Origin of the sequence: Variovorax sp. EBFNA2, from assembly GCF_033802765.1 — a bacterium.
Taxonomy (GTDB): domain Bacteria; phylum Pseudomonadota; class Gammaproteobacteria; order Burkholderiales; family Burkholderiaceae_C; genus Variovorax; species Variovorax paradoxus_H.
In genome coordinates, this window is record NZ_CP138496.1 from 5,400,519 (window position 1) to 5,421,691 (window position 21,173).

A 21,173-nucleotide genomic window follows, 5' to 3' on the forward strand; every position below is an offset into this window, starting at 1 on the left:
ATGCCTTCCGGTCATGGGGCGTGGCGCAAAAGGAATTAACGGCCGCGTGGGAGCGACTCCTAAACTGGCCGCTCCTCCCCTCTCCTCCTGTTCGCCCATGCAGCGCTCCCTCGTCACGCTGGCCGTTCTCGCGGCCCTCGCCTCGCCGTTCCACACCACCGCCACAGCCGCTGAAACCCCCGTCGAGCTCGACCTGCTGCTGCGCGGCGGCACCGTCTACACGGGCGACAGCGACACGCCGGTGGTCGGCGACGTCGGCATCGCGGGCGACCGCATCGTGTTCGCGGGCCGCGCCATGCCGGCGCAGTTCCGCGCGCGCCGCACCATCGACGCCACCGGCCTCGTGGTGGCGCCCGGCTTCATCGACGCCCACACGCATGCCGACGCCGACCTGCTCTCGAACGACGCGCGCAAGCGCCTGAACACGCCGTTCCTCACGCAGGGCGTGACCACCGCGGTGATCGGCAACGACGGCTTCGGCGGCTACGACATCGCGGCGCAGACGCAGAAGCTGCGCGCCGTGCCGGTCGGCACCAACGTCGCGATGTACGCGGGCTTCGGGCCGCTGCGCATCAGCCAGCTCGGCGAGGCCAACCGCGCACCCACGCCCGCGCAGATGGACGCAATGAAGCAGCACCTGGCCCGCGCGATGTGCGACGGCGCGCTCGGGCTGTCGACGGGCCTGTTCTACCCGCCGCAGAATTTCTCGAAGACCGAGGAGGTCATCGAACTCGCGAAGGTGGCGGCCGCGCACGGCGGCCTGTACGACAGCCACATCCGCGACGAGGCGATGTACAACGTGGGCCTCAAAGGCTCGATCGACGAGGTGATCCGCATCGGCCACGAAGCCAAGCTGCCGGTGCATGTGGCGCACATCAAGGCGCTCGGCGTGGCCGTGCAGGGCCAGAGCGGCGACATCATCCGGCGCATCGAGAAGGAGCGCGCCGCGGGCCTGGACATCACGGCCGACCACTACCCCTGGACCGCGTCGAGCACGCGCTTCTCGGCCGCGCTGCTGCCGCCCTGGGCCAACGAAGGTGGCCGCGCCGCGACGCTGCAGCGCTTCGACGATGCGTCGCAGCAGGAGCGCCTGCGCAAGGACGTGCGCGAGAACCTGCGCCTGCGCGGCGGGCCCGAGGCTATCCTGTTCTCGGCCGGCAGCACGACGTACGTGGGCAAGACGCTGGCCGACGTGGCCAAGGCCTCGAACGCCGATCCGGTCGACGCCGCCATCGCCGTGCTGCGCGACGGCGACCTCATGATCGCCTCGTTCAACATGAGCGACGACGACGTGCGCGCCTTCATGAAGCGGCCCTGGGTCATGACCTCGTCCGACTCGTCGCTGGGCCATCCGCGCGCCTACGGCACCTTCGCGCGCAAGTACGACCAGTACGTGGTGAAGGAACGCGCGATCTCGCTGGCGCAGTTCATCCGAAGCAGCACCTCGCTCACGGCCGACACGCTGGGGCTGGTGCAGCGCGGCCACCTGCGCCCCGGCTACCACGCCGACGTGGTGGTGTTCGATCCGAAGCGCTTCGCGGCCAAGGCCACCTACACGCAGCCCACGCTGCTGTCCGAAGGCGTGGTCACGGTGCTGGTGAACGGCCGCCTCGCAGTGGACGGCGGCCAGCCCACGGGTGTGGGCGCCGGCGTGCCGCTGCTGCGCACGCCGAAGCCGGGGAGTTGCCCGGCCTGATCAGGAAGATCAGTCCTTCTTGAGGTGCCGCCGCTGGTCGTAGGTCGGCTGCGGCGGCATATCGACCAGGTGGCGCGTGTCGGCCCACTCGACGATCTCGATGGCGTCCGGCGCGGCCGGGTCGGCGATGCGGATGCGGTTGAAGCCCGCGTTCGGAATCTCGCTCTGGCGCGGGCCGCTGAGGCTCAGGCCGCGCGCGGTGCGCCACACCATGTCGAGCACGCCGCCGTGCGTGACGACGATCAGGCGCTGGCCGCGGTGCGCGGCGGCGACGGTGCCGAGCGCGCCGATCACGCGCGCATGGAACTCGCGCGCGCTCTCGCCCTGCGGCATGGCGTGGTCTTCGCGGAACTCCAGCCACTCTTCCCAGGCGCGCGGATGCTGGCTCTGGATCTCGTCGGCCCGCATGCCCTCGACCACGCCGAAGTGCTGCTCGCGCAGTGCCGCCGAGGTGACCACCTCCAGCGCCAGTTGCTGCGCCGCGGGCGCCGCGGTCTGCTGGGCGCGCATGAGGTCGCTGCTGATGAGGTGCTGTGCCGTCTCGCCCGCCAGACGCAGGCCGAGGCGGCGCGCCTGCTCGTGGCCGATGTCGTTGAGCGGGACGTCCGCATGGCCCTGGAAGCGCAGCTCGCGGTTCCAGGCGGTTTCGCCGTGGCGGATCAGGATGAGGTCGGTGGGAGCGGAGTCGGGGATGCTGGTGGACATTGCATGCATTGTCCCCCGAGTGCATGACGTGCTGGCTTCGTGCCAACCCGCTGTTGCACGACTGCCACCTCGTACACGCCGTCCGATCGCGCAGAATCAGCGCATGCCTCATCTTGTCCTGCTGCCCGGTCTTGCCTGTGACGAACGCCTCTGGGAGGCCCAGTTGCCCGCACTTCCCGCCGCCTTCGGCGCCCGCGTGAGCGACGTCCAGACGCGCCACGACACCATCGAAGGCATGGCCAGCGCTGTGCTGCGCGAACACGACGGCCCGCTGGTGCTGTGCGGCGCGTCGATGGGCGGCATGGTCGCGATGGAAGCGGCGCGCCAGGCGCCCGAGCGCATCGCCGGGCTGATGCTGCTGGGCACCAGCGCGCGGCCCGAGACGCCCGACATGTTCACGCTGCGCGAAGGCGCCATCGAATGGTTCGAGCGGGGCGAGGTGCGCGAGATCATCGAGCCCAACGTCGCCTTCGCCTTCCATGCTGCGCAGGCCGCCAACCCGACGCTGGTGCAGCGCTACCTCGACATCGTGCTCGGCGCCGGCGCGGCCCAGCTCATCCGCCAGAACCACGCCGTGATGCGCCGCCCCGACGCGCGCACGCACCTGGCCCTGCTGCGCGCGCCGGTGCTGCTGATGTGCGGCGACGACGACCGCCTCGCGCCGCCCGAATGCACCCGCGAGATGGCGGCGCTGCTGCCGCGCGCCGAGGTGGTGTGGGTGCCGCAGTGCGGCCACATGCTGACGATGGAAAAGCCTGCGTTCGTCAACACGGCGCTCAACGCCTGGCTGGGCAAGCACTTCCCCAACGCTTGAGCGCCCCGGTCAGTGCAGCTGACCGCCGGTTTCCGCGACGTCCTGCTTCACGGCGAGCGCTGTCTTCACGGTGATGCGCAAGGCATCGACCAGCGTCTCGAGCGCCATGCTCGGCGCGCCCGGAAAGCGCGCCGCCTGCGCCGGCAGGTAGGGAATGTGGATGAAGCCGCCGCGCACGCCCTTCGCCGCCGCGTGCGTCGCGATGCGGTGCATCAGCCCGTAGAAGAGGTGGTTGCACACGAAGGTGCCCGCGCTGTTCGACACCGAAGCCGGCACGCCGCCCGCGCGCAGTTCGCGCACGATGGCCTTCACGGGCAAGCTCGAGAAGTAGGCCGCGGGCGCGCCGGGCACCACGGGCACGTCGATCGGCTGGCGGCCGAGGTTGTCGGGCACGCGGGCGTCGTCGACGTTGATGGCGATGCGCTCCGGCGTGAACTCGGCGCGGCCACCGGCCTGGCCGATGCAGATCACCAGCGTCGGCTGGAGCTCGTCCATCGCGCGATCGAGCGCGTCGAGCGCCTCGCCGAAGACGCAGGGCACGAGGCGCGCATGCACGGTGGCGCGACCGCAGGTCCAGCCGTCGAGCGAGCGCACCGCTTCCCATGAGGGATTGAGCAGCTCCTGCTCGAAGGGCTCGAAGCCCGTCAGCAAGACCGTGGGAGACACGCGCTTCGCCGGCATCGCATTCAGGCCATCGCGCGGACGGCGATGCCTTCCTGCTGCAACCGTTCGCGAATGCGCCGCGCGAAGGCCAGCGCATGTGCGCCGTCGCCATGCAGGCACACGCTCTGGGCGTTGACGGGCACGGTGCTGCCGTCGATGGCGACCACGCGGTGGTCGCGCACGAGCGACAGCGTCTGCGCCAGCGACTGCTCCTCGCTCTCGATGAGCGCGCCGGGCTGGCTGCGCGGCACGAGGCTGCCGTCGGGCATGTAGCCGCGGTCGGCGAACACCTCTTCGACGGGCTGCAGGCCGGCACGGCGGGCCGCGTCGATCATGTTGCTGCCAGCCAGGCCGAAGAACTTGAGCGAGGGATCGAAGCGGCGCACCGCCTCGCACAGCGCCTCGGCCAGCTCGGGCTCTTTCACCGCCTGGTTGTAGAGCTGGCCGTGCGGCTTCACGTGCGCGAGCCGGCCGCCCTCGGCCTTGACGATCGCGGCCAGCGCGCCGACCTGGTAGAGCACGTTCGCCACGATCTCGTCGGGCGGCAGGTGCATGGTGCTGCGGCCGAAGTTCTCGCGGTCGGGAAAGCTCGGGTGCGCGCCGATCGCCACGCCGTGCGCCATGGCCCAGCGCACGCACTGCTGCATCGTCTTGGCGTCGCCCGCGTGCCAGCCGCAGGCGATGTTGGCGGAACTCACGAGGCCGAGCAGCGCTTCGTCGCTGCCGGCGCCTTCGCCGAGGTCGGCGTTCAGGTCGATCTGCATGGGAGGTTCTCCGTCTCGTGGGGCAGGTGCGAAAACGACCTGCGCGAACCGACAGTCTAGGGCCTGCTCATGCTATTTCTGGCGTCGCGAAGGTCTGCCACAGCGGGCCAATCAAGGCGCGTGACGCCGCGTGTGCATGCGCACACGCAAGGAGCGCAACGCCGAGTGGCCCGCTGTGGCAGACCTTCCCTCCGGGTTGGCCGGCAAAGGGGCCGTCTGCGGCGTTGCCCGCGTTTGCAAGGCAGAAGCCTTGCTGCGCACGCGCGCCTTGCAGCCAGCCCCTTTGCCGGCCAACGCGACGCCAGAAATAGCGTGAGCAGGCCCTAAGCCGCGCCGGGCCAGCCCGCAGCGGCGAGCCCCTGCGCCACCTGCGCCAGGTAGCGCTGCTGCTCGGCCCAGGCCGCGAGCGCGTGCGACAGGTCGGTGCGCACCAGCCGCAGCCGGCCGCCGAGCGGCGCCTGCGCGAGCTTCCAGAGGTCGGCGCGGATCACCACGCCGATGCGCGGGTAGCCGCCGGTGGTCTGCGCGTCGCCCATGAGGATGATCGGCTGGCCCGAGGGCGGCACCTGGATCGTGCCGGGAATGACGCCCGACGAGAGCATGTCGCCGCTCGCCTTGCGCTGCAGTTCGGCGCCAGCGAGCCGGCTGCCCATGCGGTTGCTCTGCGGCGTGATGCGCCAGCGCTCGTGCCACAGCAGCGCCTGCGCGTCGGGTGTGAACAGGTCGAACTCGGGGCCGGGCAGCACGCGCAGCGCGAGCGCGCCGTCGGGCTCGGCCGTGCCCCAGTCGGGCGCGCGCAAGCCGAAAGGCCTGCGCACACTTTGGCCGGCATCGAGCCGCGAAGCGCCCAGCGCGAGCCGGTCGCCCTTGCGCAGTGCGCGGCCGTCATGGCCGCCGAAGCCGGCCTTGAGGTCGGTGCTGCGCGAGCCGAGCACGGGCGCCACGTCGATGCCGCCCGCCACCGCGAGCCAGCTGCGCAGGCCGGCCTTCGGCGTGCCGGGCGCGTTGGCGCCGGCGAGCCGCAGCGTCTGGCCGGCGCGCACGGGCACGCTCCAGCAGGGCCACAGCGGCATGCCGTCGAGCGTGGCACCGAAGTCGTCGCCGGTGAGCGCGATGCGGGTGTCGGACTCGAACTGCAGCTCGCAGCCGCCCAGGGTGAATTCGATGCCCGCCGCCGCGTCGGCGTTGCCGACCAGCCGGTTCGCCAGCGTGAGCGCGAGCATGTCGAGCGCGCCGCCCGGGCAGATGCCGAGCTGGCGCAGGCCGGGCCGTCCGAGGTCCTGCACCGAGGCATGCACGCCGGGTTTGCGCACGAGGATCATGTCTGCAGGCTTTCGACGACGAAGCGCACGCGGTCGCCGGGACGCAACAGCGTCGGTGACTCCGCCGACGGATCGAACAGCTCGAGCGGCGTGCGGCCGATGAGCTGCCAGCCGCCCGGCGACACCAGCGGGTAGATGCCGGTCTGCTCGCCACCGATGCCGACGGAGCGCGCGGGCACGGCGGTGCGCGGTTCGGCGCGGCGCGGCGTCGCGAGTTCGGGCGACATTCCGCCCATGAAGGCAAAGCCCGGCAGGAAGCCGAGCAGGTAGACCACGTAGTCACCGCCGCTGTGGCGACGCACCACCTCGGCCGCCGACAGCCCGGTGTGGGCCGCCACGTCGGCGAGATCAGGGCCGTGCTCGCCACCGTAGGCCACGGGAATCTCGACGCGCCGCCCTTCGGCGGCATGGGCCGCGAGCGAGGGCCAGACCTCGAGCACGCGCGCCGCGAGTTCCTCGAACGCCACAGCTGTCGGATCGAAGGTCAGCGTGAGGTTGTTCATGCCCGGCAGGGCTTCGCCGACGCCGGGCCAGGCCAGCACCTCGGCGGCCAGCGCCCAGATGCGCTGCTGCTGCGCCAGCGTGGCGGGCGCAGGCAGGTCGCACACCAGCGCCGCATCGCCCAGCGGATGCAGGCGGGGCAAGGGGGCGTTATTCACCTCAGCGCGAAGCCTGGGCGCGGGTCATTCTCTGCCCAGGCTGCGAACCTTGGCGGTCAGCTGCTGCTCGACGTTCGGCGAGACGAACTTGTTGACCTCGCCGCCGAGCATGGCGATCTCGCGCACGAAGGTGCTGGAGATGAACTGGTACTTGTCGCTTGGCGTAAGGAACACAGTCTCGACGTCGGGCATCAGCGAGCGGTTCATGCCGGCGAGCTGGAACTCGTAGTCGAAGTCGGTCACGGCGCGCAGGCCGCGCACCATGGCCTTGCCGCCGCGCGCGACGACGAAGTCGCGCAGCAGGCCCGAGAAGCTCTCGACCGTGACCTGGTCGCTGTAGGGCTTCACCGCCTCGCGGGCCATGTCCATGCGCTCGGAAAGCGTGAACAGCGCCTTCTTGTGATGGCCCGCCGCGACGGCGACGATCACCTTGGAGAAGAGTTGGGTTGCACGCCGCACCACGTCCTCGTGACCGAGGGTGATGGGGTCGAAAGTGCCGGGATAAACCGCGATCACGTTGCTGGCCATGGTTGGTTCTTCCTCATGCTGCCGGTGCGGCTTGTCCGGCGGATTATGCAGGCACGGACACGGCGCGCCGCAGCAGATGGGCATGCACGGCGCCGGCCTTCAGGTAGCGGAATTCCACGAGGCCGAGCGCGGCGAGTTCTTCGGCGGCCCAGCGGCGCGGCGCCTCCAGGTAGATCGCGCCGTCGGCATGCAGCGCACGCGCGGCGGCGCGCAGGGCCGGCTCATAGAGCGCGACGGTCTCGAAGGGCGGATCGAGAAACACCGCCTGCAGGCTGCCCGCCGCGGCACGTTCGAGCGCGGTGACACCGTTGCCGCGTTCCACGCGCACGGCCTTGGCCGAGAGCTTGGTCTTGGCGGCTTCCAGCTGGGCGACCAGCGCGCCGTCTTGTTCACACAGCAGCACGTTGGCCGCACCACGCGAGGCGGCTTCGAGGCCAAGCGCGCCGGTGCCCGCGAAGGCGTCGATGCAGTGCCAGCCCGGCAGCCCACCGCCGCCCACGCCGGCCAGGCTCGCGAGCCAGTTGAACAGCGTTTCGCGCACGCGATCGGGCGTGGGGCGCAGGCCGGGCTTGTCTGCGACGGCGAGGCGGGTGCGCTTCCACTCGCCGCCGATGATGCGGACCTCGCTGGGCCGCGACGGACGCTTGGCAGCGGGGGCGCGCGAGACGGGCGCGGCGGCTTTCTTCTTCGAGGGCTTCTGGGGCATGCGGCGAGCTTAACGCCGCAGCACACCATCCGCGGAGCGCCCATCCACCGCCATCCCTTCGCGGAACACTGGAACCGGCTTTGCCGGGCCACCGGTGTTGCCCCCTGCAAGGGGGTTGGCGAAGCGACACGAAGTGCGCGAAGCCTGGGGGTTAGCCCAGTACTGCGCGACGGGCCAGTAAGGCCGCCAGCACGAGCATCGTGCCGCCGATGAGCGCATCGAGCATCTGCCAGGCACGCGGCCGTGCGAACACCGGCGCCAGCAGCCGCGCGCCGAAGCCCAGCGCGGTGAACCACAGCACGCTGGCGAGCGTCGACCCCGCCACGAACCAGAGCTTGAGCGCACCCGGGTACTGCGCCCCGGCGCTGCCCACGAGCAACACGGTGTCCAGGTAGACGTGCGGGTTCAGCAGCGTGAAGCCGGCGGCCTGCGCGACCACCGCGGCGCGCGAGTGCGAGGCGCCCTGCGCCGCCGTCTGCAGCGCGCCCGGCTGACGCGAGCGCCACAGCGCGCGCAGGCCGTAGCCGCAAAGAAAGGCCGCGCCGAAGGCCGCGAGCAGCGTCGCCAGCATCGGCCGCCCCTTCAGCGCCTGCGCCATGCCGGCCACGCCCGCCGCGACCAGCACCGCGTCGCAGGCGGCGCAGAACAGCACCACCGCGCTCACGTGCTCCCGGCGCAAGCCCTGGCGCAGCACGTACGCGTTCTGGGCGCCGATGGCGACGATGAGCACCAGGCTCATGAAGAGCCCGTTGAGGAAAGCGGTGGAGATGTGGACGGCGGTCATGGTCCGAGCTTGCCGCCCTCACCGTATTCAATCAAACTAAACTTTCTAACTTCAATTCAGTTTTACTTCATTCGCCACCATGCTCGACTACGCCGCCCTGCACGCCCTCGCCGCCGTGGTGCGCGAAGGCAGTTTCGAGCGCGCCGCCCGCGCGCTGCACGTCACGCCCTCGGCGGTGTCGCAGCGCGTGAAGCTGCTCGAAGAGCGCACCGGCGGCGCGCTGCTGGTGCGCGGCCAGCCCTGCGTGGCGACCGAGGCCGGCCTGCAGCTGTGCCGGCACGTCGAACGCGTGGGCATGCTGGAGCACGAACTGCGCGAGGCGCTGCCCGCGCTCGGCATGGGCAGCGGCGAGGCGCACGAGCGGGTCACGGTACGCGTGGCGGTCAATGCCGACAGCCTCGCGACCTGGTTCATGGCGGGGGCCGCGACCTTTGCCGTGCAGGCACCCGACGCCTTGCTCGACCTCACGGCCGACGACCAGGACCACACGGCCGAGCGGCTGCGCAGCGGCGCCGTGCTCGCGGCCGTGACCGCGCTGGCCCAGCCGGTCACGGGCTGCAACAGCGAGGCACTGGGCACCGTGCATTACGTGGCCGCCGCGAGCCCCGGATTCGTGGAACGGTATTTCGCCAAGGGCGTGGGAACGCGCACGCTGGCCGACGCGCCGAACCTGGTGTTCGACCGCAAGGACCGGCTGCAGGCGCGCTGGGTGCGCCGCATCTGCCATCGCAACGTGGAAACGCCGCGCCACTGGGTGCCCTCGCCCGCCGCCTTCGTCGAGGCGGCCTGCCGCGGCATGGGCTGGGGCATGCACCCGACCAGCATGGTGGCCGACGCCTTGCGCGACGGCACGCTGGTGGAGTTGGTGCCCGGCGAGACGCTGCCGGTGCCGCTGTACTGGCAGCAGGCGCGCGCGGCGCCCCGCTTGCTGGAGCAGCTCAGCGCCGCGGTGCGCGCCGCCGCGCGCAGCGGGCCGCACGCGCTGGCCTGATCGCTTTTTTAGGGCGCGGCCTGCTTGCCGCCCACCACCACCGTCACCATGCGCTGCGGCTGCAGCTTGCGGCCGAACGCGGCCTTGATGTCGGCGGCCGTGACCGCGTTCATGCGCGCGGTCCAGGTGTCGAGGTAGTCCAGCGGCAGGCCGTACCAGGCGATGTTGGCGACGTTGCCGATCAGCTTGCGGTTGCTGTCCAGCAGCAGCGGGAAGCCTCCGATCAGGTTGTCCTTCGCGGCCTTCAGCTCCTTCTCGGTTGGGCCTTCGGCCACGAACTTCGCGAGCGCTTCGCGCGAGACCTTGGTCGCCGCGTCGGCCTGGTCGGGCCGGGTCTGGAAGCCGATGCGGAAGGCGCCCGCGTCGAGCCCCGGCGCAAAGCCGCTGTACACGCTGTAGGCCAGGCCGCGCTTCTCGCGCACCTCTTCGGTCAACCGCGAGACAAAGCCGCCGCCGCCGAGCACGTAGTTGCCGAGCGTGAGCGCGAAATGGTCCGGGTCCTGGCGCGGGTAGCCGGGCTGGCCGATGAAGACGTGGGCCTGGGCCGAGTCGAACGCAATGCGCTCGTCCTTCGGCGCCGTGAGCGCCACCACCGGCGCGACGGCCGGCAGCGGTGCGCAGGCGGCGGGGCTGGGCAGGCGCGACAGCAGCGTGGTCGCGAGCGCTTCGGCCTCGGCGCGCGTGACCGCGCCCACGATGCTGAGCTTGGCGCGGCACGGCAGGATCAGCTGCTCGTAGCGCTGGCGCATGGCGGCGGTGTCGATGCGCGCCAGCGTCTCTTCGGTCACTTCCTGGCCGTAGGGATGCGTGCCGTACACGGCCTGCGCGAAGGCGCGGCCGACCACGGTCGCAGGCTTGGTGTTGGCTTCCTTGATGGCGGCGTTGATGCGCTCGCGCTCGCGCGGCCAGATGTCGTCGGGGAACGAGGGCTCGCCGATCTCGCGCGCGGCCAAGGCCACGGCCTTGGTCAGCAGCGCCGGGTCGGACAGCGTGCGCAGCGTGTAGCTGGTGCGGTCGGTGCCGGCGCTCACGTCGAAGCTGGCGCCCAGATCGGCCCAGGCCTCGCCCAGCGCGTTCTGGTCGAGCGCGGGCTCGCCGTTGCGGCCGGCGCGCACGCCCTTCTCGACCATCGCAGCACTGGTGCTGGCCAGCCCGGCCTGCGCCGCCGGATCGCGGCGGCTGCCAGCGTCGAAGTCGATCTGCACGTCGACGATCGGCAGCGCGTTGGTCGACACCAGGTACACCTTGGCGCCATTGGCCAGCGTCCAGTGCTCGATGGGCAGCGCGGCCTGCGCACTGCCCATGCCGAACAGCGCGGTGATGCCCGCCAGGAGGGCGGTGCTTGCAAATTTGTGGAGGTTCTTCATGGAGGGAATCCGGTGCCTTTCAGCGCATCTCGCCAGCGGGGGCGGCGAAGCCGCGGCCGCGCTTGGGTTCGGGCGGCAGGGGCCGCAGCGTGGCGACGGTGAGCTGGTCATCGCCGAAGTACTTGGCGGCCACGGCCTGCACCTGCGCCGCCGTCACGGCCTGCAGCCGGGCGACGATGCGCTCGCTGGCGTCCAGCGGCAGGCCCTGGATCCAGTTGCTGCCGAGTTCGCGCGCCTGCGCCATCACCGAATCGCGCTTGTAGGTTTCGCTCGCCACCCACTGCGTCTTGACGCGGGCCAGCTCGGCCTCGCCGACGCCCTCTTTCGCCACGCGCGCCACCTGGGCGCGCAGTGCGGCCTCGACCGTCTCGGCCGTCTTGCCGGCGGCCGGCACGCCGTCGAGCATGAAGAGCTGCGGACCGCGACCGACGAAGCCCGCGTACGCGCCCGCCGAATCGGCCACGCGGCCGGGGCCTTGCGTGAGCGCGCGGTCGAGCCGTGCACCGGCGTAGCCGTCGAGCACGGCCGAGAGCACCACCAGCGCCCAGGCGTCGCTGCTGGCGTCGTCGATGTTGGTGAGCTGCGGCACGCGGAACGCGAGCGACACGTACGCCTGCTCGGCCGGGGCCTTGAATTCGAGGCGGCGGATGCCGCGCTGCGCGGGCTCGGTGCGCGGCTTGCGCTCCGGCACGGCGCGCGCGGGGATGCTGCCGTAGTACTTCTCGGCCAGCGCACGCACGCGCGCCACGTCGACATCGCCGGCCACCACGAGCACGGCGTTGGCCGGCACGTACCAGCGCTGGAAGAAGGCGCGCGCGTCGGCGGGCGTCATCGACTCGAGGTCGCTCATCCAGCCCACCACCGGGCGGCGGTAGGGCGACGAGGTGAAGACGGCTGCGTTCTGCTGCTCGCCGAGCAGCGCGCGCGGCTGGTCCTCGGTGCGCAGGCGGCGCTCTTCCTTGACCACTTCGATCTCGCGCTTGAACTCGTCGTCGGGCCACTGGTTGTTGGCGAAGCGGTCCGATTCGAGCTTCATCACCTGCTCGAGGCTGCCGACCGGAATCTGCTGGTAGTAGCCCGTGGCGTCGCGCATGGTGAAGGCGTTTTCCTGCCCGCCCAGCGCCGCCACGCGGCGCGAGAACTCGCCGGGCGGCACAGTCTTCGTGCCCTTGAACAGCATGTGCTCCAGCACGTGCGCCACGCCGGTGGTGCCATCGACCTCGTCCATGGAGCCGACCCGCACCCACACCATCTGCACCGCGGTCGGCGAGCGCCGGTCGGGCTGCACGATCACGGTCATGCCGTTGGCGAGGGTGAATTGCTGGGGACCCGGGGCTGCGGCGGCGGAGGCCGACGCAGCGGAAGCGGGGGTGGACTGGGCCAGCGCGGGCACGGTCCACAGCGCAGAAAGCGCCAGGGCCAGCACCGCACCAGACGCAGCGCGGCGTGGCGAGAGGTGTTTCATAGAATGGGTCGGATTGTAAAAAGCTCCTGATGTTCAGTTTCTTCAAGAAAAAACCACCTGCCGATGCCCTGGTGACACCGGCCCCGCCGCCGACCACCGAACCCGCGCCGCCCCCGGCCGCGGAACCCGCACCGGCACGCTCGGTGTTCTCGCCGTCGAGCTGGTTCGGGTCGAAGCCTGCGGTGGAAGCGCCTGCGCCCGTTCCTGCGCCGCCGCCCGCGCCTGCCCCGGCTCCCGAGCCGACGCCTGTGGTTGCTCCGGCGCCCGTGGTGGCACCAGCGCCCGCGCCGCTGCCTGCGCCGACGCCCGCACCAGTTCCAGTCGCCGCACCGGCGCCGATCGCTGCGCCTGCACCCGTTCCTGCACCTGCACCCGCTCCCGTCATCGCACCGCCGCCCCCGCCGGCGCCCGTGCCCCCACCGCCTCCCGCGCCTGTCGCCGTCGCCGAGCCGCCCGCTATCGCCACCGAGCGCAAGGGCTGGTTCGACAAGCTCAAGACCGGCCTGCGCAAGACCGGCACCGGCATCCAGGCCGTGTTCGTCAACGCGCAGATCGACGACGCGCTGTACGAAGAACTCGAATCGGCGCTCTTGATGGCCGACACCGGCGTCAAGGCCACCGAGTACCTGCTCGACGACCTGAAGGTGCGCGTCAAGCGCCAGATGGCGACCGACGCCGCGCAGGTCAAGCTGCTGCTGGCCGATGCCGTCACCGACCTGCTCAAGCCGCTCGAGAAGCCGTTGGTCATCGGCGAGTACACGCCCACCGTGATCATGGTGGCCGGCGTCAACGGCGCGGGCAAGACCACCTCCATCGGCAAGCTCACCAAGCACCTGGCCACCGAAGGCGCCTCCGTGCTGCTGGCCGCCGCCGACACCTTCCGCGCGGCGGCGCGCGAGCAGCTGCTGGTCTGGGCCGACCGCAACACCGTCGAGATCGTGAGCAACGAAGGCGGCGATCCGTCGGCCGTGAGCTTCGATGCCGTGAACGCCGGCAAGGCGCGCGGCAAGGACGTGGTGCTGGTCGACACGGCGGGCCGCCTGCCGACGCAGCTGCACCTGATGGACGAGTTGAAGAAGATCAAGCGCGTCGTCACCAAGGCCGACGCCACCGCGCCGCACGAGGTGCTGCTGGTGATCGACGGCAACACCGGCCAGAACGCGCTCGCGCAGGTCAGGGCCTTCGACGAAACGCTGGGTCTCACGGGCCTCATCGTGACCAAGCTCGACGGCACCGCCAAGGGCGGCGTGCTGTGCGCCATCGCGCGCGAGCGGCCCATTCCGGTGTACTTCATCGGCGTGGGCGAAAAGCTCGAAGACCTCGAGACCTTCAACGCCCGCGAGTTTGCGCAGGCGCTGCTGGGCTGAGCGAAGAAGCTTTCGCTTTTCGCTTCGGATAAAAAAACGGCCCCCGGCTTTCGCCGGAGGCCGTCAGCTCCCTGTCTTTCTTGTTTCTCCCTTGTATTCCCCCTGCGTGTGGCCTGTGCGGCGTCGCTCTTCGTGTGCGTAGGCACCGGTGGTCGACGCCTGCAACGCCCCCTGATTTCGCTTCCCTGAAACCCGAAATTACGACGGGAGGCGAAGGCCCGGCAGTGCCAAAAGTCATTGCATGTGTGCCCAACCGATTTGATCGGCACGCAATGAACTACAACGTATTCACTTTCAGCCGCAGGCTGTCTGCCAGACGCTACGGTGCCGGCGCGAGCTCGGCCATGGCCTGCAGCAGCGCGTCGGGCGCCACGGGCTTGAACAGCACCGGTACACCCGATTCGCGCACGCGCTGCAGGCGGTCGGGCGAGGTCTCGCCGGTGATCAGCAGCAGCGGCAGTTCGGTGCCCAGGTGCCGACTCAGGCGCAGGCCGGCGTCGAGGCCGTCGACGCCGTCGGCCAGGCGGTAGTCGCACATCAGCAGGCCGAAGGGCCGGCCCTCGGCGCGGGCCTGGTGCAGCGCATCGGCCGCGGCGGCCTCGTCGGCGACGGCGTACGCGTCGATCGCGTGCGAACGCAGCAGGCCGGTCATGGCTTCGCGGATTTCGAGTTCGTCGTCCATCAGCAGCACGCGACCGGGCAGCGTGGCCGCGCGTCGGCGTGCGGCCAGTTCGACGCTGCCGGCCGGGAACGGCCCCACGAGCGCACTGACCTGCGGCGGCACGGTCGGCAGCACGACGCGGAAGTGCGTGCCCCGGCCCGGGCGCGAATGCATCTGCACCGGATGGCCCAGGAGCCGCGACAGACGCCGCACGATCGACAGGCCGATGCCCAGGCCGCGCGCACGGTCGCGGCCCGGGTTATCGATTTGATAGAACTCTTCGAAGATGCGGTGCGACTGCTCGGGCGCGATGCCGATGCCGGTGTCGCGCACCTCGATCCACACGGTGTCGCCGCGATCCCGCGCCGTCACGGTCACGCCACCCTGCACGGTGTACTTCAGCGCGTTGTCCATCAGGTTGGACAGCATGCGGTGCAGCAGCTGCGGATCGCTGCGCACCCACAGCCCGCTGGCGCGCACGCGCAGCTGCAGCTCCTTCTGCTCCGCCTGCGCCGAGAAGGTGTGGTTGAGCGGCAGGAACAGCGCATCGAGCTCGACCGGCTGCGGCGACGGCGTGATAACGCCCGCGTCGAGCCGGGACACATCGAGCATGGTGTCGAGCGACGCACCCAGCGCGTTCACGGCGCGCATCAGGCGCTCGGCGTTGCGGCTCTCGGGACGGCCGCGCAGTTCGTTCTCGAGCGCGGCGCCGAACAGCGCGATGGCGTGCAGCGGCTGGCGCAGGTCGTGGCTGGCGGCGCCGAGGAAGCGGGTCTTTTCTTCGCTGGCGCGTTCGGTGGCGGCGATCTGCTCGCCCAGACGCGCAGCCAGCGCCTCGTTCTCGAAGCGCAGCATGAGCGAGTCGGTCAGCAGCCGGTGCTGGCGCACGCCGGCGTGCAGCGTGAGCATCAAATAGGCCGAGCCGGCCGCGGCCAGAAACAGGTGCAGGCCGTCGCCCTGCCAGGCCAGCGCGATGATCATGCCCAGCGACATGGGCAGCGTGTAGCCGAACAGCGCGGGCTTGAGCGGCCACAGCGACTGCGCGGCGCGCGCGCAGCTGCCGACGATCACGGCCATCAGCAGCGAGGTCATGGGCATGTTCTCGTGCGGCACGATGAACCAGGGCACCACCGCCGTGATCATGCTGACCAGCGTGACCATGCGCGAGATCTTGCGCGCCCAGTACGGGCTCTCCGAAGGCGGGCGGGCCGATGTCCAGCGCGGCGTGAAGAAGATGTAGATGTCGACCGCCACCAGCGCTGCCATCCAGAACAGCAGGCGCGCATCGCTGAGCTGCGAATAGATGATGCAGCCGAACACGATCACGAAGCCCAGGTGGGTCAGCGTGGAAATGCCGTAGGTGTCGTAGACCGAGCCGACGTGCTCGCGCAGCACGCGCTGGCTCAGCAGCTGGCCGGCTGCGGCATCGCCGCGGCCCGCCAGCGTGGCGCCGCTCAACGCAGCATGCTGATCAGCTGGGCGCGCGAGCGCATGCCGAACAGCAGGAGGATGGTCGAGACATGGTTCTTCACCGTGCCCTCGCTCAGGTTGGCCAGTTGCGCGATCTCCTTGTTCGCCTTGCCTTCGAGCACCCACTGCAGCACCTGCATCTGGCGCGGCGTGAGTTCCTGCCAGGCGCTGGCATGCGCGAACTCCGCATAGCCCGAGAGCGACTTCGGCAGCGCCGCGGGCGGCAACGGCTGCGGCGGCGTGCCATCGGCCTCGAACAGGCCGCAGGCGCGGATGAAACCCACCATCTCCTTCAGGTCGGCGGACTTCGGCAGGAAGGCGCTGGCACCGAGCGCGAGCGCGCCCTGCGCGAGCGTGCTGTTGGCGGTGCCCGAGAGCACCACGACGCGCGCCGCCGGAAAGCGCAGGCGGAACTCGGCCAGGCCGCTGAGCCCGTGCGTGTCGGGCAGGGCGAGGTCGAGCAGCACGAGGCCGATGGCGGCCTCGTGGGCCGCGTAGAGCGCGAGCGCGTCGGCGATGTTGCCGGCCTCGAACACCGCGATGCGCGCGCCCGAGGTGGCGGCCTGGGCCTGCACCAGCGCGCTCACGCCCAGGCGCAGCAGGTCGTGATCGTCCACCACCAGGATCGCGCCGGACACGCCGGCAGGCGCACCGGTGTCGGTGGGGGTCGGCGGGGGTGCGGAGGGGGAGTCGAAGGAGGCCACGGATTTGATCTTAGCGGCGCAAGTCCCGGGCGACAGTGCCCTTAGTCATGGCGCCGGGACCGCACTCTTGCCATGGCGCCCCGCCGTGGGCACCATGGAAGTCCTGCCGCAACGCACGGCGCCCCGGAGACCCGCCATGACCCACACCGCCGCCGCCCCGCTCGCCACCAGCGAGCGCAAGATCGACCGCCTGCTCGCCCACTACGAGGAGAGCCATCGCCATCCGACCAACGAGCTGATCCACTACGTGGCCATTCCCGCGATCATGCTGAGCATCGTCGGGCTGCTGTTCGCGATCCATCCGTGGGTGGCCTACGCCTTCGTGGCGGCCAGCCTCGTGTACTACGCGCTGCTGCGCTCGCCGGCCTTCCTCGCCACCATGCTCGCGCTCACGGTGCTGGCGCTGGTAGCGGTGCATGCGATGGGCGCCGCGGTGCTGCCGGTGTCGGCAGCGATCTTCGTGGTGGCGTGGATCTTCCAGTTCGTCGGCCACAAGATCGAAGGCAAGAAGCCGTCGTTCTTCGAGGACATCCAGTACCTCTGGGTCGGTCCGCTGTTCGTGCTGTCGAAGCTGTTCCTGAAGCTCGGCATCCGCTGGTAGCCGGCGGCCTCTGAGAGGGATGGCGCCCCTACGTTCTCTGATGTGGCGCGCAACGTGCGAGCACAAGGGGCCAGTCAAGGCGACACGGACGGCTCGGCCTCATAGGCCCGGTGCAGCAGTTCCACGAAAGCCGGCCCGGCCGGCAACGCCACGTCGCCGATGCGGTGCACCGCCACGCCCGGCGTCCACGAGTTCATGACCACGGCGCCGGCCAGCGCGGGCAGGTCGGCCCTCCGCAGCACCTGGCTGCGCTGCGCAACGCCGAGGCGATCGAGCTGCCGGCGCACGATGCCCATCGTGGTGCCGACGAGGATGTCGGCCTCGGGCCACACCACTGCCTTGCCGTCCCAGAAAGCCAGGTTCCAGATCGACGCCTCGCCGAGCCGGCCCTGCCGGTCGAGAAAGGCCACGTCGTCGAAGCCCTGCGCGGCGGCCTGGCGCAGCAGCTGCGTCTTGGCGCCTTCGCCGACGTGCTTCACGGCCGGAAGGAAGCGCTCGTGCGCGATCGCGGCCAGGGTCAGCGGACCGGCGGGACCGTTGGAAGGCGGGCCGGTGCGGATCAGCACCTCGGGCACCGCGTCGGCCACGGTGAACTCGCCGGCCGGGGAGTAGACGGTGGCCGCCAGCGACAGGTCCGCCGGGCCGACCGTGAGCGCGGCCCGCAGGTGGGCGCGAATCGTGTCGTCGGGCAGCGCCTGGCCGAACAGGGTCTGCGAGGCGACGCGCAGCCGCGCCAGATGGAGGTCGAGCCCCCGCGCCCGGCCGCCGCGCACCTGCATGGCCGTGAAATGGGCGTGGCCGGCGAAGGCGAGCGACGCCAGGGCCTCGGCGGGTGCGGGCTGGCCGTTGCGTTGCACGACGAAAGTGGGAGAAGAAGGGGCGCTGGCGGACATGGTTTCGTTGCTCCTGGAGGGGACCGTTGCGGATGGATCATCAAGTTCCTGAACTATCCCGCGTTGACTTCCCTCTGAGAAACGAATAGTTTTTGAGAAATCATCAAAAACCATTTGAAGATCGATGCAACCCCAACTGATCCCCGGCACCCGCGCCCTGCGCACCTTCGAGGCTGCCGGGCGGCACCTGAACTTCACGCGGGCCGCCGAAGAAGTCGGGCTGACGCCAGCGGCCGTGAGCCACCAGATCAAGGAGATCGAAGACCAGCTGGGCGTGGTGCTGTTCACGCGCACCAGCCGCAGCATTCGCCTGACGCCCGCCGGCGCCGTGTGGTTCGAGGCCACCGCCGACGCGCTCGACACCCTGCGCCGCGCCGCCGGCCGCGCCCGGCGCATGGCGCGCGAGGCGGCGACGCTGCGCGTGTCGACCAGCGCCCGCTTCGCGACCAACTGGCTGCTGCCCCGGCTGCCGCAGTTCCGGGCCGCGAACCCGGGGCTGGAGCTGGGTTTCGACATCTCCGACGCGCTGCGGGACTTCGATGCCGACGACATCGACGTGGCGATCCGTTTCGGCAAGGGGCACGACGCGGGCACGCGTTCGCAGCGCCTGTTCGACACCGTGATCGTGCCGGTCTGCAGCCCGAAACTGCTCGCCAGCGGGCCCCCGCTCGCAACGCCGCGCGACCTGTTCCAGCACACGCTGTGCTACGTCGACTGGAAGACCGACGGCATGGTCTGGCCGAACTGGCCGATGTGGATGGCCGCCGCCGGCATCGAGGGCTTCGACGACAGCCGCTGCATCGGCTTCGCCGATTCGAGCGACGTGGTGCGCGCCGTCACCGAGAGCGGCATGGTCGGCCTGGCCGACCTGGACATGATCGCCGCCGACCTCGCCCAGGGCCGGCTGGTGCGGCTGTTCGACATCGGCGTGCCTATGGCGGCGGGATACGCCTACCACCTGGTCTACCCGGAAGGCAGTGCCCGTGACCCGCGCATCCTGGCGTTCCAGGATTGGCTGCTGGGGCAGGCGTTCAAGACTTGAAAAACGCCAAACAGCATACAAATATCCAACAAATCGCGACAAAAGCTATCGCAACGATAGAAATGCAAGGGAACCCTTGGCTTAGCACTCCCTCTAACCGAGTGCTAATATGGCCAACACAAAGGAGTTTCCCCTGATGACAACGCTGTCTGGAGTCTCTGCCAACCAGCTGGCCGTCGCCAACCCATGGTCGATGGTCCCCCCGCTGGGTAACCTGGATGCCTACATTTCGGCCGCCAACCGCCTGCCGCTGCTCACGCTCGAAGAAGAGCAGGGCTTCGCACGCAAGTTGCGCGACCAGAACGACCTCGAAGCCGCCGGTGCGCTGATCCTGTCGCACCTGCGCCTGGTCGTCTCCATTTCCCGCCAGTACCTGGGCTACGGGCTGCCGCACGGCGACCTGATCCAGGAAGGCAACGTCGGTCTCATGAAGGCCGTGAAGCGTTTCGATCCCGACCAGGGCGTGCGGCTGGTGAGCTACGCCATGCACTGGATCAAGGCCGAGATCCACGAGTACATCCTGAAGAACTGGCGCATGGTCAAGGTCGCGACGACCAAGGCCCAGCGCAAGCTGTTCTTCAATCTGCGCTCGATGAAGCAGAGTTTCAAGGCCGACTCGGCCGCGGCCGACAACGGCACGCACCGGGAAACGCTGAGCCCCGACGAGGTCTCGCAGATGGCCACGCGCCTGAACGTGAAGCCCGAGGAAGTGCTCGAGATGGAAACCCGCCTGTCGGGCGGCGACGTGCTGCTCGATCCGGGGCCGTCCGATGACGGCGACGAAGGCTTCGGCCCGATCGCCTACCTGGCCGACGCCACGCAGGAACCGACCGCCTTGCTCGAATCGCAGCAGCGCGACCGCCTGTCGAGCGACGGCATCGCCACCGCCCTCGAGGCGCTGGACGACCGCAGCCGCCGCATCGTCGAAGAGCGTTGGCTCAAGGTGAACGACGACGGTTCGGGCGGCATGACGCTGCACGACCTGGCCGCGGTGTACGGCGTGAGCGCCGAGCGCATTCGCCAGATCGAAGTGGCGGCGATGAAGAAGATGAAGAAGGCGCTGGCCGAGTACGCGTAAGCGACGCGACCGCCCTCCCCTCGAAAAGAAGCCCGGTCATGCCGGGCTTTTTTTCGTTCGAAAACTCTTCAGGGCGTCGACTTGGTCAACGTGCGCAGCGCCCGCTTCGCGATGTAGCGGGTCTCGGCAACCGGCGACTCGGCCACCCAGCGCGTGCACAGCGTCTCGACCCACTCGGGCTGCGTCTTGCTCGCGTCGTTGAGCCAGTTGGCCACCGAGTTCTGCACGTAGCGGTGGCCGTCGGCGCGCAGCGGCTCCAGCAGCGGCAGCGCCAGCCAGGGCTCGGCCTTCAGCGCTTCGATCTGCGCGCACCACACGCCACGCGGGCGCGTGAGTTCGCTGGCGAAGCGGCGCACGTTCGGATCGGCATCGGCCACCCAGGGCTGCAACAGCGCCAGCGCCTCGTCGAGCGAGCCGATGACGCTGTCGCGCACGGCCATCCATGCGAACTCGCGGACGCCGAAGTGCGGGTCGGCGGCGAAGCGGCGCACGGCGACGAACTGCTCGGCGAGCGGCAGGTCCGACAGCGTGATCCACTGCACGGCCCAGCAGCGCGCGACGTCGCTCGCGTGCGTGGCCAGCCGGTGCGCCACGGCATCGCGCTCGGCATGTGCGGCCGTCATGTCGTACAGCGCCCGCGCGATGTGGCTGTGGCGCTGCATGGGCTTGAAGGCGGCCAGCATGGCGAGCGTGTCGTCCAGCCGTTCGTGCGCCGCGTCGAGGCCGACATGGCCGGCCACGCTGCGCGCGAGCAGCGGCAGTTCGAGTGCGAGAAATTCGTTGAGGTTGACGGTCTCAAGCAGCCCGCCGTTCAGCGCGCCCAGCACCTCGGGCGGAATGAGCGCGATGCGGAACGCGCCCTTGCGCGACTTCAGATGGTCGACCGATGCCAT

The 21,173-nt window shown here is 70.3% G+C and carries 21 protein-coding genes; 7 read left to right on the plus strand and 14 right to left on the minus strand.

Features of this window, described 5'->3' with window-relative positions; genetic code table 11:
- Window positions 1-97 precede the first annotated feature (97 nt).
- Entirely contained in the window at window positions 98-1,696 is a 1,599-nt protein-coding gene (locus tag RZE79_RS25400) for an amidohydrolase family protein (protein ID WP_319357340.1), read from the plus strand.
- A gap of 9 nt (window positions 1,697-1,705) precedes the next feature.
- Here the strand turns inward: RZE79_RS25400 and RZE79_RS25405 are convergent, their stop codons facing one another.
- Window positions 1,706-2,401: a histidine phosphatase family protein gene (locus RZE79_RS25405; protein WP_319357341.1), complete on the minus strand. Its 696-nt coding sequence runs from the start codon at window positions 2,399-2,401 to the stop codon at window positions 1,706-1,708.
- Window positions 2,402-2,504: 103 nt separating this feature from the next.
- Here RZE79_RS25405 and RZE79_RS25410 point away from each other — a divergent pair, with 103 nt between their 5' ends.
- Window positions 2,505-3,215: an alpha/beta fold hydrolase gene (locus tag RZE79_RS25410; RefSeq protein ID WP_319357342.1), complete on the plus strand. Its 711-nt coding sequence runs from the start codon at window positions 2,505-2,507 to the stop codon at window positions 3,213-3,215.
- 9 nt (window positions 3,216-3,224) lie between these two features.
- On the opposite strand, the gene pcp is transcribed toward RZE79_RS25410, so the two are convergent.
- From pcp to RZE79_RS25445, 7 genes are all read right to left on the minus strand, one after another.
- Window positions 3,225-3,896, minus strand: coding sequence for a pyroglutamyl-peptidase I (pcp, locus tag RZE79_RS25415; RefSeq protein WP_319357343.1), 672 nt, complete (start codon window positions 3,894-3,896; stop codon window positions 3,225-3,227).
- Window positions 3,897-3,901: 5 nt separating this feature from the next.
- Window positions 3,902-4,642, minus strand: coding sequence for a 5-oxoprolinase subunit PxpA (pxpA, locus tag RZE79_RS25420; protein ID WP_319357344.1), 741 nt, complete (start codon window positions 4,640-4,642; stop codon window positions 3,902-3,904).
- Between the two features lie 323 nt (window positions 4,643-4,965).
- Window positions 4,966-5,964, minus strand: a complete 999-nt coding sequence (locus tag RZE79_RS25425; protein WP_319357345.1) for a biotin-dependent carboxyltransferase family protein — start codon at window positions 5,962-5,964, stop codon at window positions 4,966-4,968.
- Complete coding sequence (gene pxpB, locus RZE79_RS25430) at window positions 5,961-6,608, minus strand: 5-oxoprolinase subunit PxpB (RefSeq protein WP_319361291.1); 648 nt, start codon at window positions 6,606-6,608, stop codon at window positions 5,961-5,963. The genes RZE79_RS25425 and pxpB overlap by 4 nt, the downstream gene beginning before the upstream one ends.
- Window positions 6,609-6,647: 39 nt before the next feature.
- On the minus strand, window positions 6,648-7,151 hold the full coding sequence (gene coaD / locus RZE79_RS25435) for a pantetheine-phosphate adenylyltransferase (RefSeq protein ID WP_062481439.1): 504 nt from the start codon (window positions 7,149-7,151) through the stop codon (window positions 6,648-6,650).
- 43 nt (window positions 7,152-7,194) lie between these two features.
- Entirely contained in the window at window positions 7,195-7,857 is a 663-nt protein-coding gene (locus RZE79_RS25440; protein WP_319357346.1) for an RsmD family RNA methyltransferase, read from the minus strand.
- Between the two features lie 151 nt (window positions 7,858-8,008).
- On the minus strand, window positions 8,009-8,641 hold the full coding sequence (locus RZE79_RS25445; protein ID WP_319357347.1) for a LysE/ArgO family amino acid transporter: 633 nt from the start codon (window positions 8,639-8,641) through the stop codon (window positions 8,009-8,011).
- A 79-nt stretch (window positions 8,642-8,720) separates the two neighbouring features.
- Here RZE79_RS25445 and RZE79_RS25450 point away from each other — a divergent pair, with 79 nt between their 5' ends.
- Window positions 8,721-9,632, plus strand: coding sequence for a LysR family transcriptional regulator ArgP (locus RZE79_RS25450; protein WP_319357348.1), 912 nt, complete (start codon window positions 8,721-8,723; stop codon window positions 9,630-9,632).
- Window positions 9,633-9,640: 8 nt separating this feature from the next.
- Here RZE79_RS25450 and RZE79_RS25455 read toward each other — a convergent pair whose 3' ends face one another.
- Both RZE79_RS25455 and RZE79_RS25460 read right to left on the minus strand, forming a co-directional pair.
- Entirely contained in the window at window positions 9,641-10,999 is a 1,359-nt protein-coding gene (locus RZE79_RS25455; RefSeq protein ID WP_319357349.1) for a pitrilysin family protein, read from the minus strand.
- A 19-nt stretch (window positions 11,000-11,018) separates the two neighbouring features.
- Complete coding sequence (locus RZE79_RS25460; protein ID WP_153282192.1) at window positions 11,019-12,464, minus strand: pitrilysin family protein; 1,446 nt, start codon at window positions 12,462-12,464, stop codon at window positions 11,019-11,021.
- A 29-nt stretch (window positions 12,465-12,493) separates the two neighbouring features.
- Here RZE79_RS25460 and ftsY point away from each other — a divergent pair, with 29 nt between their 5' ends.
- Window positions 12,494-13,831 (plus strand): signal recognition particle-docking protein FtsY, encoded by a 1,338-nt coding sequence (ftsY, locus tag RZE79_RS25465; RefSeq protein ID WP_319357350.1) that lies wholly within the window; start codon window positions 12,494-12,496, stop codon window positions 13,829-13,831.
- Window positions 13,832-14,150: 319 nt separating this feature from the next.
- Here ftsY and RZE79_RS25470 read toward each other — a convergent pair whose 3' ends face one another.
- Window positions 14,151-15,950 (minus strand): ATP-binding protein, encoded by a 1,800-nt coding sequence (locus tag RZE79_RS25470; RefSeq protein WP_319357351.1) that lies wholly within the window; start codon window positions 15,948-15,950, stop codon window positions 14,151-14,153.
- Window positions 15,947-16,666 carry a response regulator transcription factor gene (locus RZE79_RS25475; protein WP_319357352.1) on the minus strand — a complete coding sequence of 240 codons (720 nt, stop codon included), beginning with the start codon at window positions 16,664-16,666 and terminating at the stop codon, window positions 15,947-15,949. The genes RZE79_RS25470 and RZE79_RS25475 overlap by 4 nt, the downstream gene beginning before the upstream one ends.
- Before the next feature lie 136 nt (window positions 16,667-16,802).
- Between RZE79_RS25475 and RZE79_RS25480 the strand changes: the two genes are divergently transcribed.
- Complete coding sequence (locus RZE79_RS25480; protein ID WP_319357353.1) at window positions 16,803-17,267, plus strand: Mpo1-like protein; 465 nt, start codon at window positions 16,803-16,805, stop codon at window positions 17,265-17,267.
- A 74-nt stretch (window positions 17,268-17,341) separates the two neighbouring features.
- Here RZE79_RS25480 and RZE79_RS25485 read toward each other — a convergent pair whose 3' ends face one another.
- Window positions 17,342-18,160, minus strand: a complete 819-nt coding sequence (locus RZE79_RS25485; protein ID WP_319357354.1) for an aminotransferase class IV family protein — start codon at window positions 18,158-18,160, stop codon at window positions 17,342-17,344.
- A gap of 124 nt (window positions 18,161-18,284) precedes the next feature.
- On the opposite strand from RZE79_RS25485, the gene RZE79_RS25490 reads away from it, so the two are divergent.
- Window positions 18,285-19,202 (plus strand): LysR substrate-binding domain-containing protein, encoded by a 918-nt coding sequence (locus tag RZE79_RS25490; RefSeq protein WP_319357355.1) that lies wholly within the window; start codon window positions 18,285-18,287, stop codon window positions 19,200-19,202.
- Between the two features lie 136 nt (window positions 19,203-19,338).
- Entirely contained in the window at window positions 19,339-20,280 is a 942-nt protein-coding gene (rpoH, locus tag RZE79_RS25495; RefSeq protein ID WP_099792678.1) for an RNA polymerase sigma factor RpoH, read from the plus strand.
- Between the two features lie 68 nt (window positions 20,281-20,348).
- Here the strand turns inward: rpoH and RZE79_RS25500 are convergent, their stop codons facing one another.
- On the minus strand, window positions 20,349-21,173 hold the full coding sequence (locus tag RZE79_RS25500; RefSeq protein WP_319357356.1) for a DNA alkylation repair protein: 825 nt from the start codon (window positions 21,171-21,173) through the stop codon (window positions 20,349-20,351).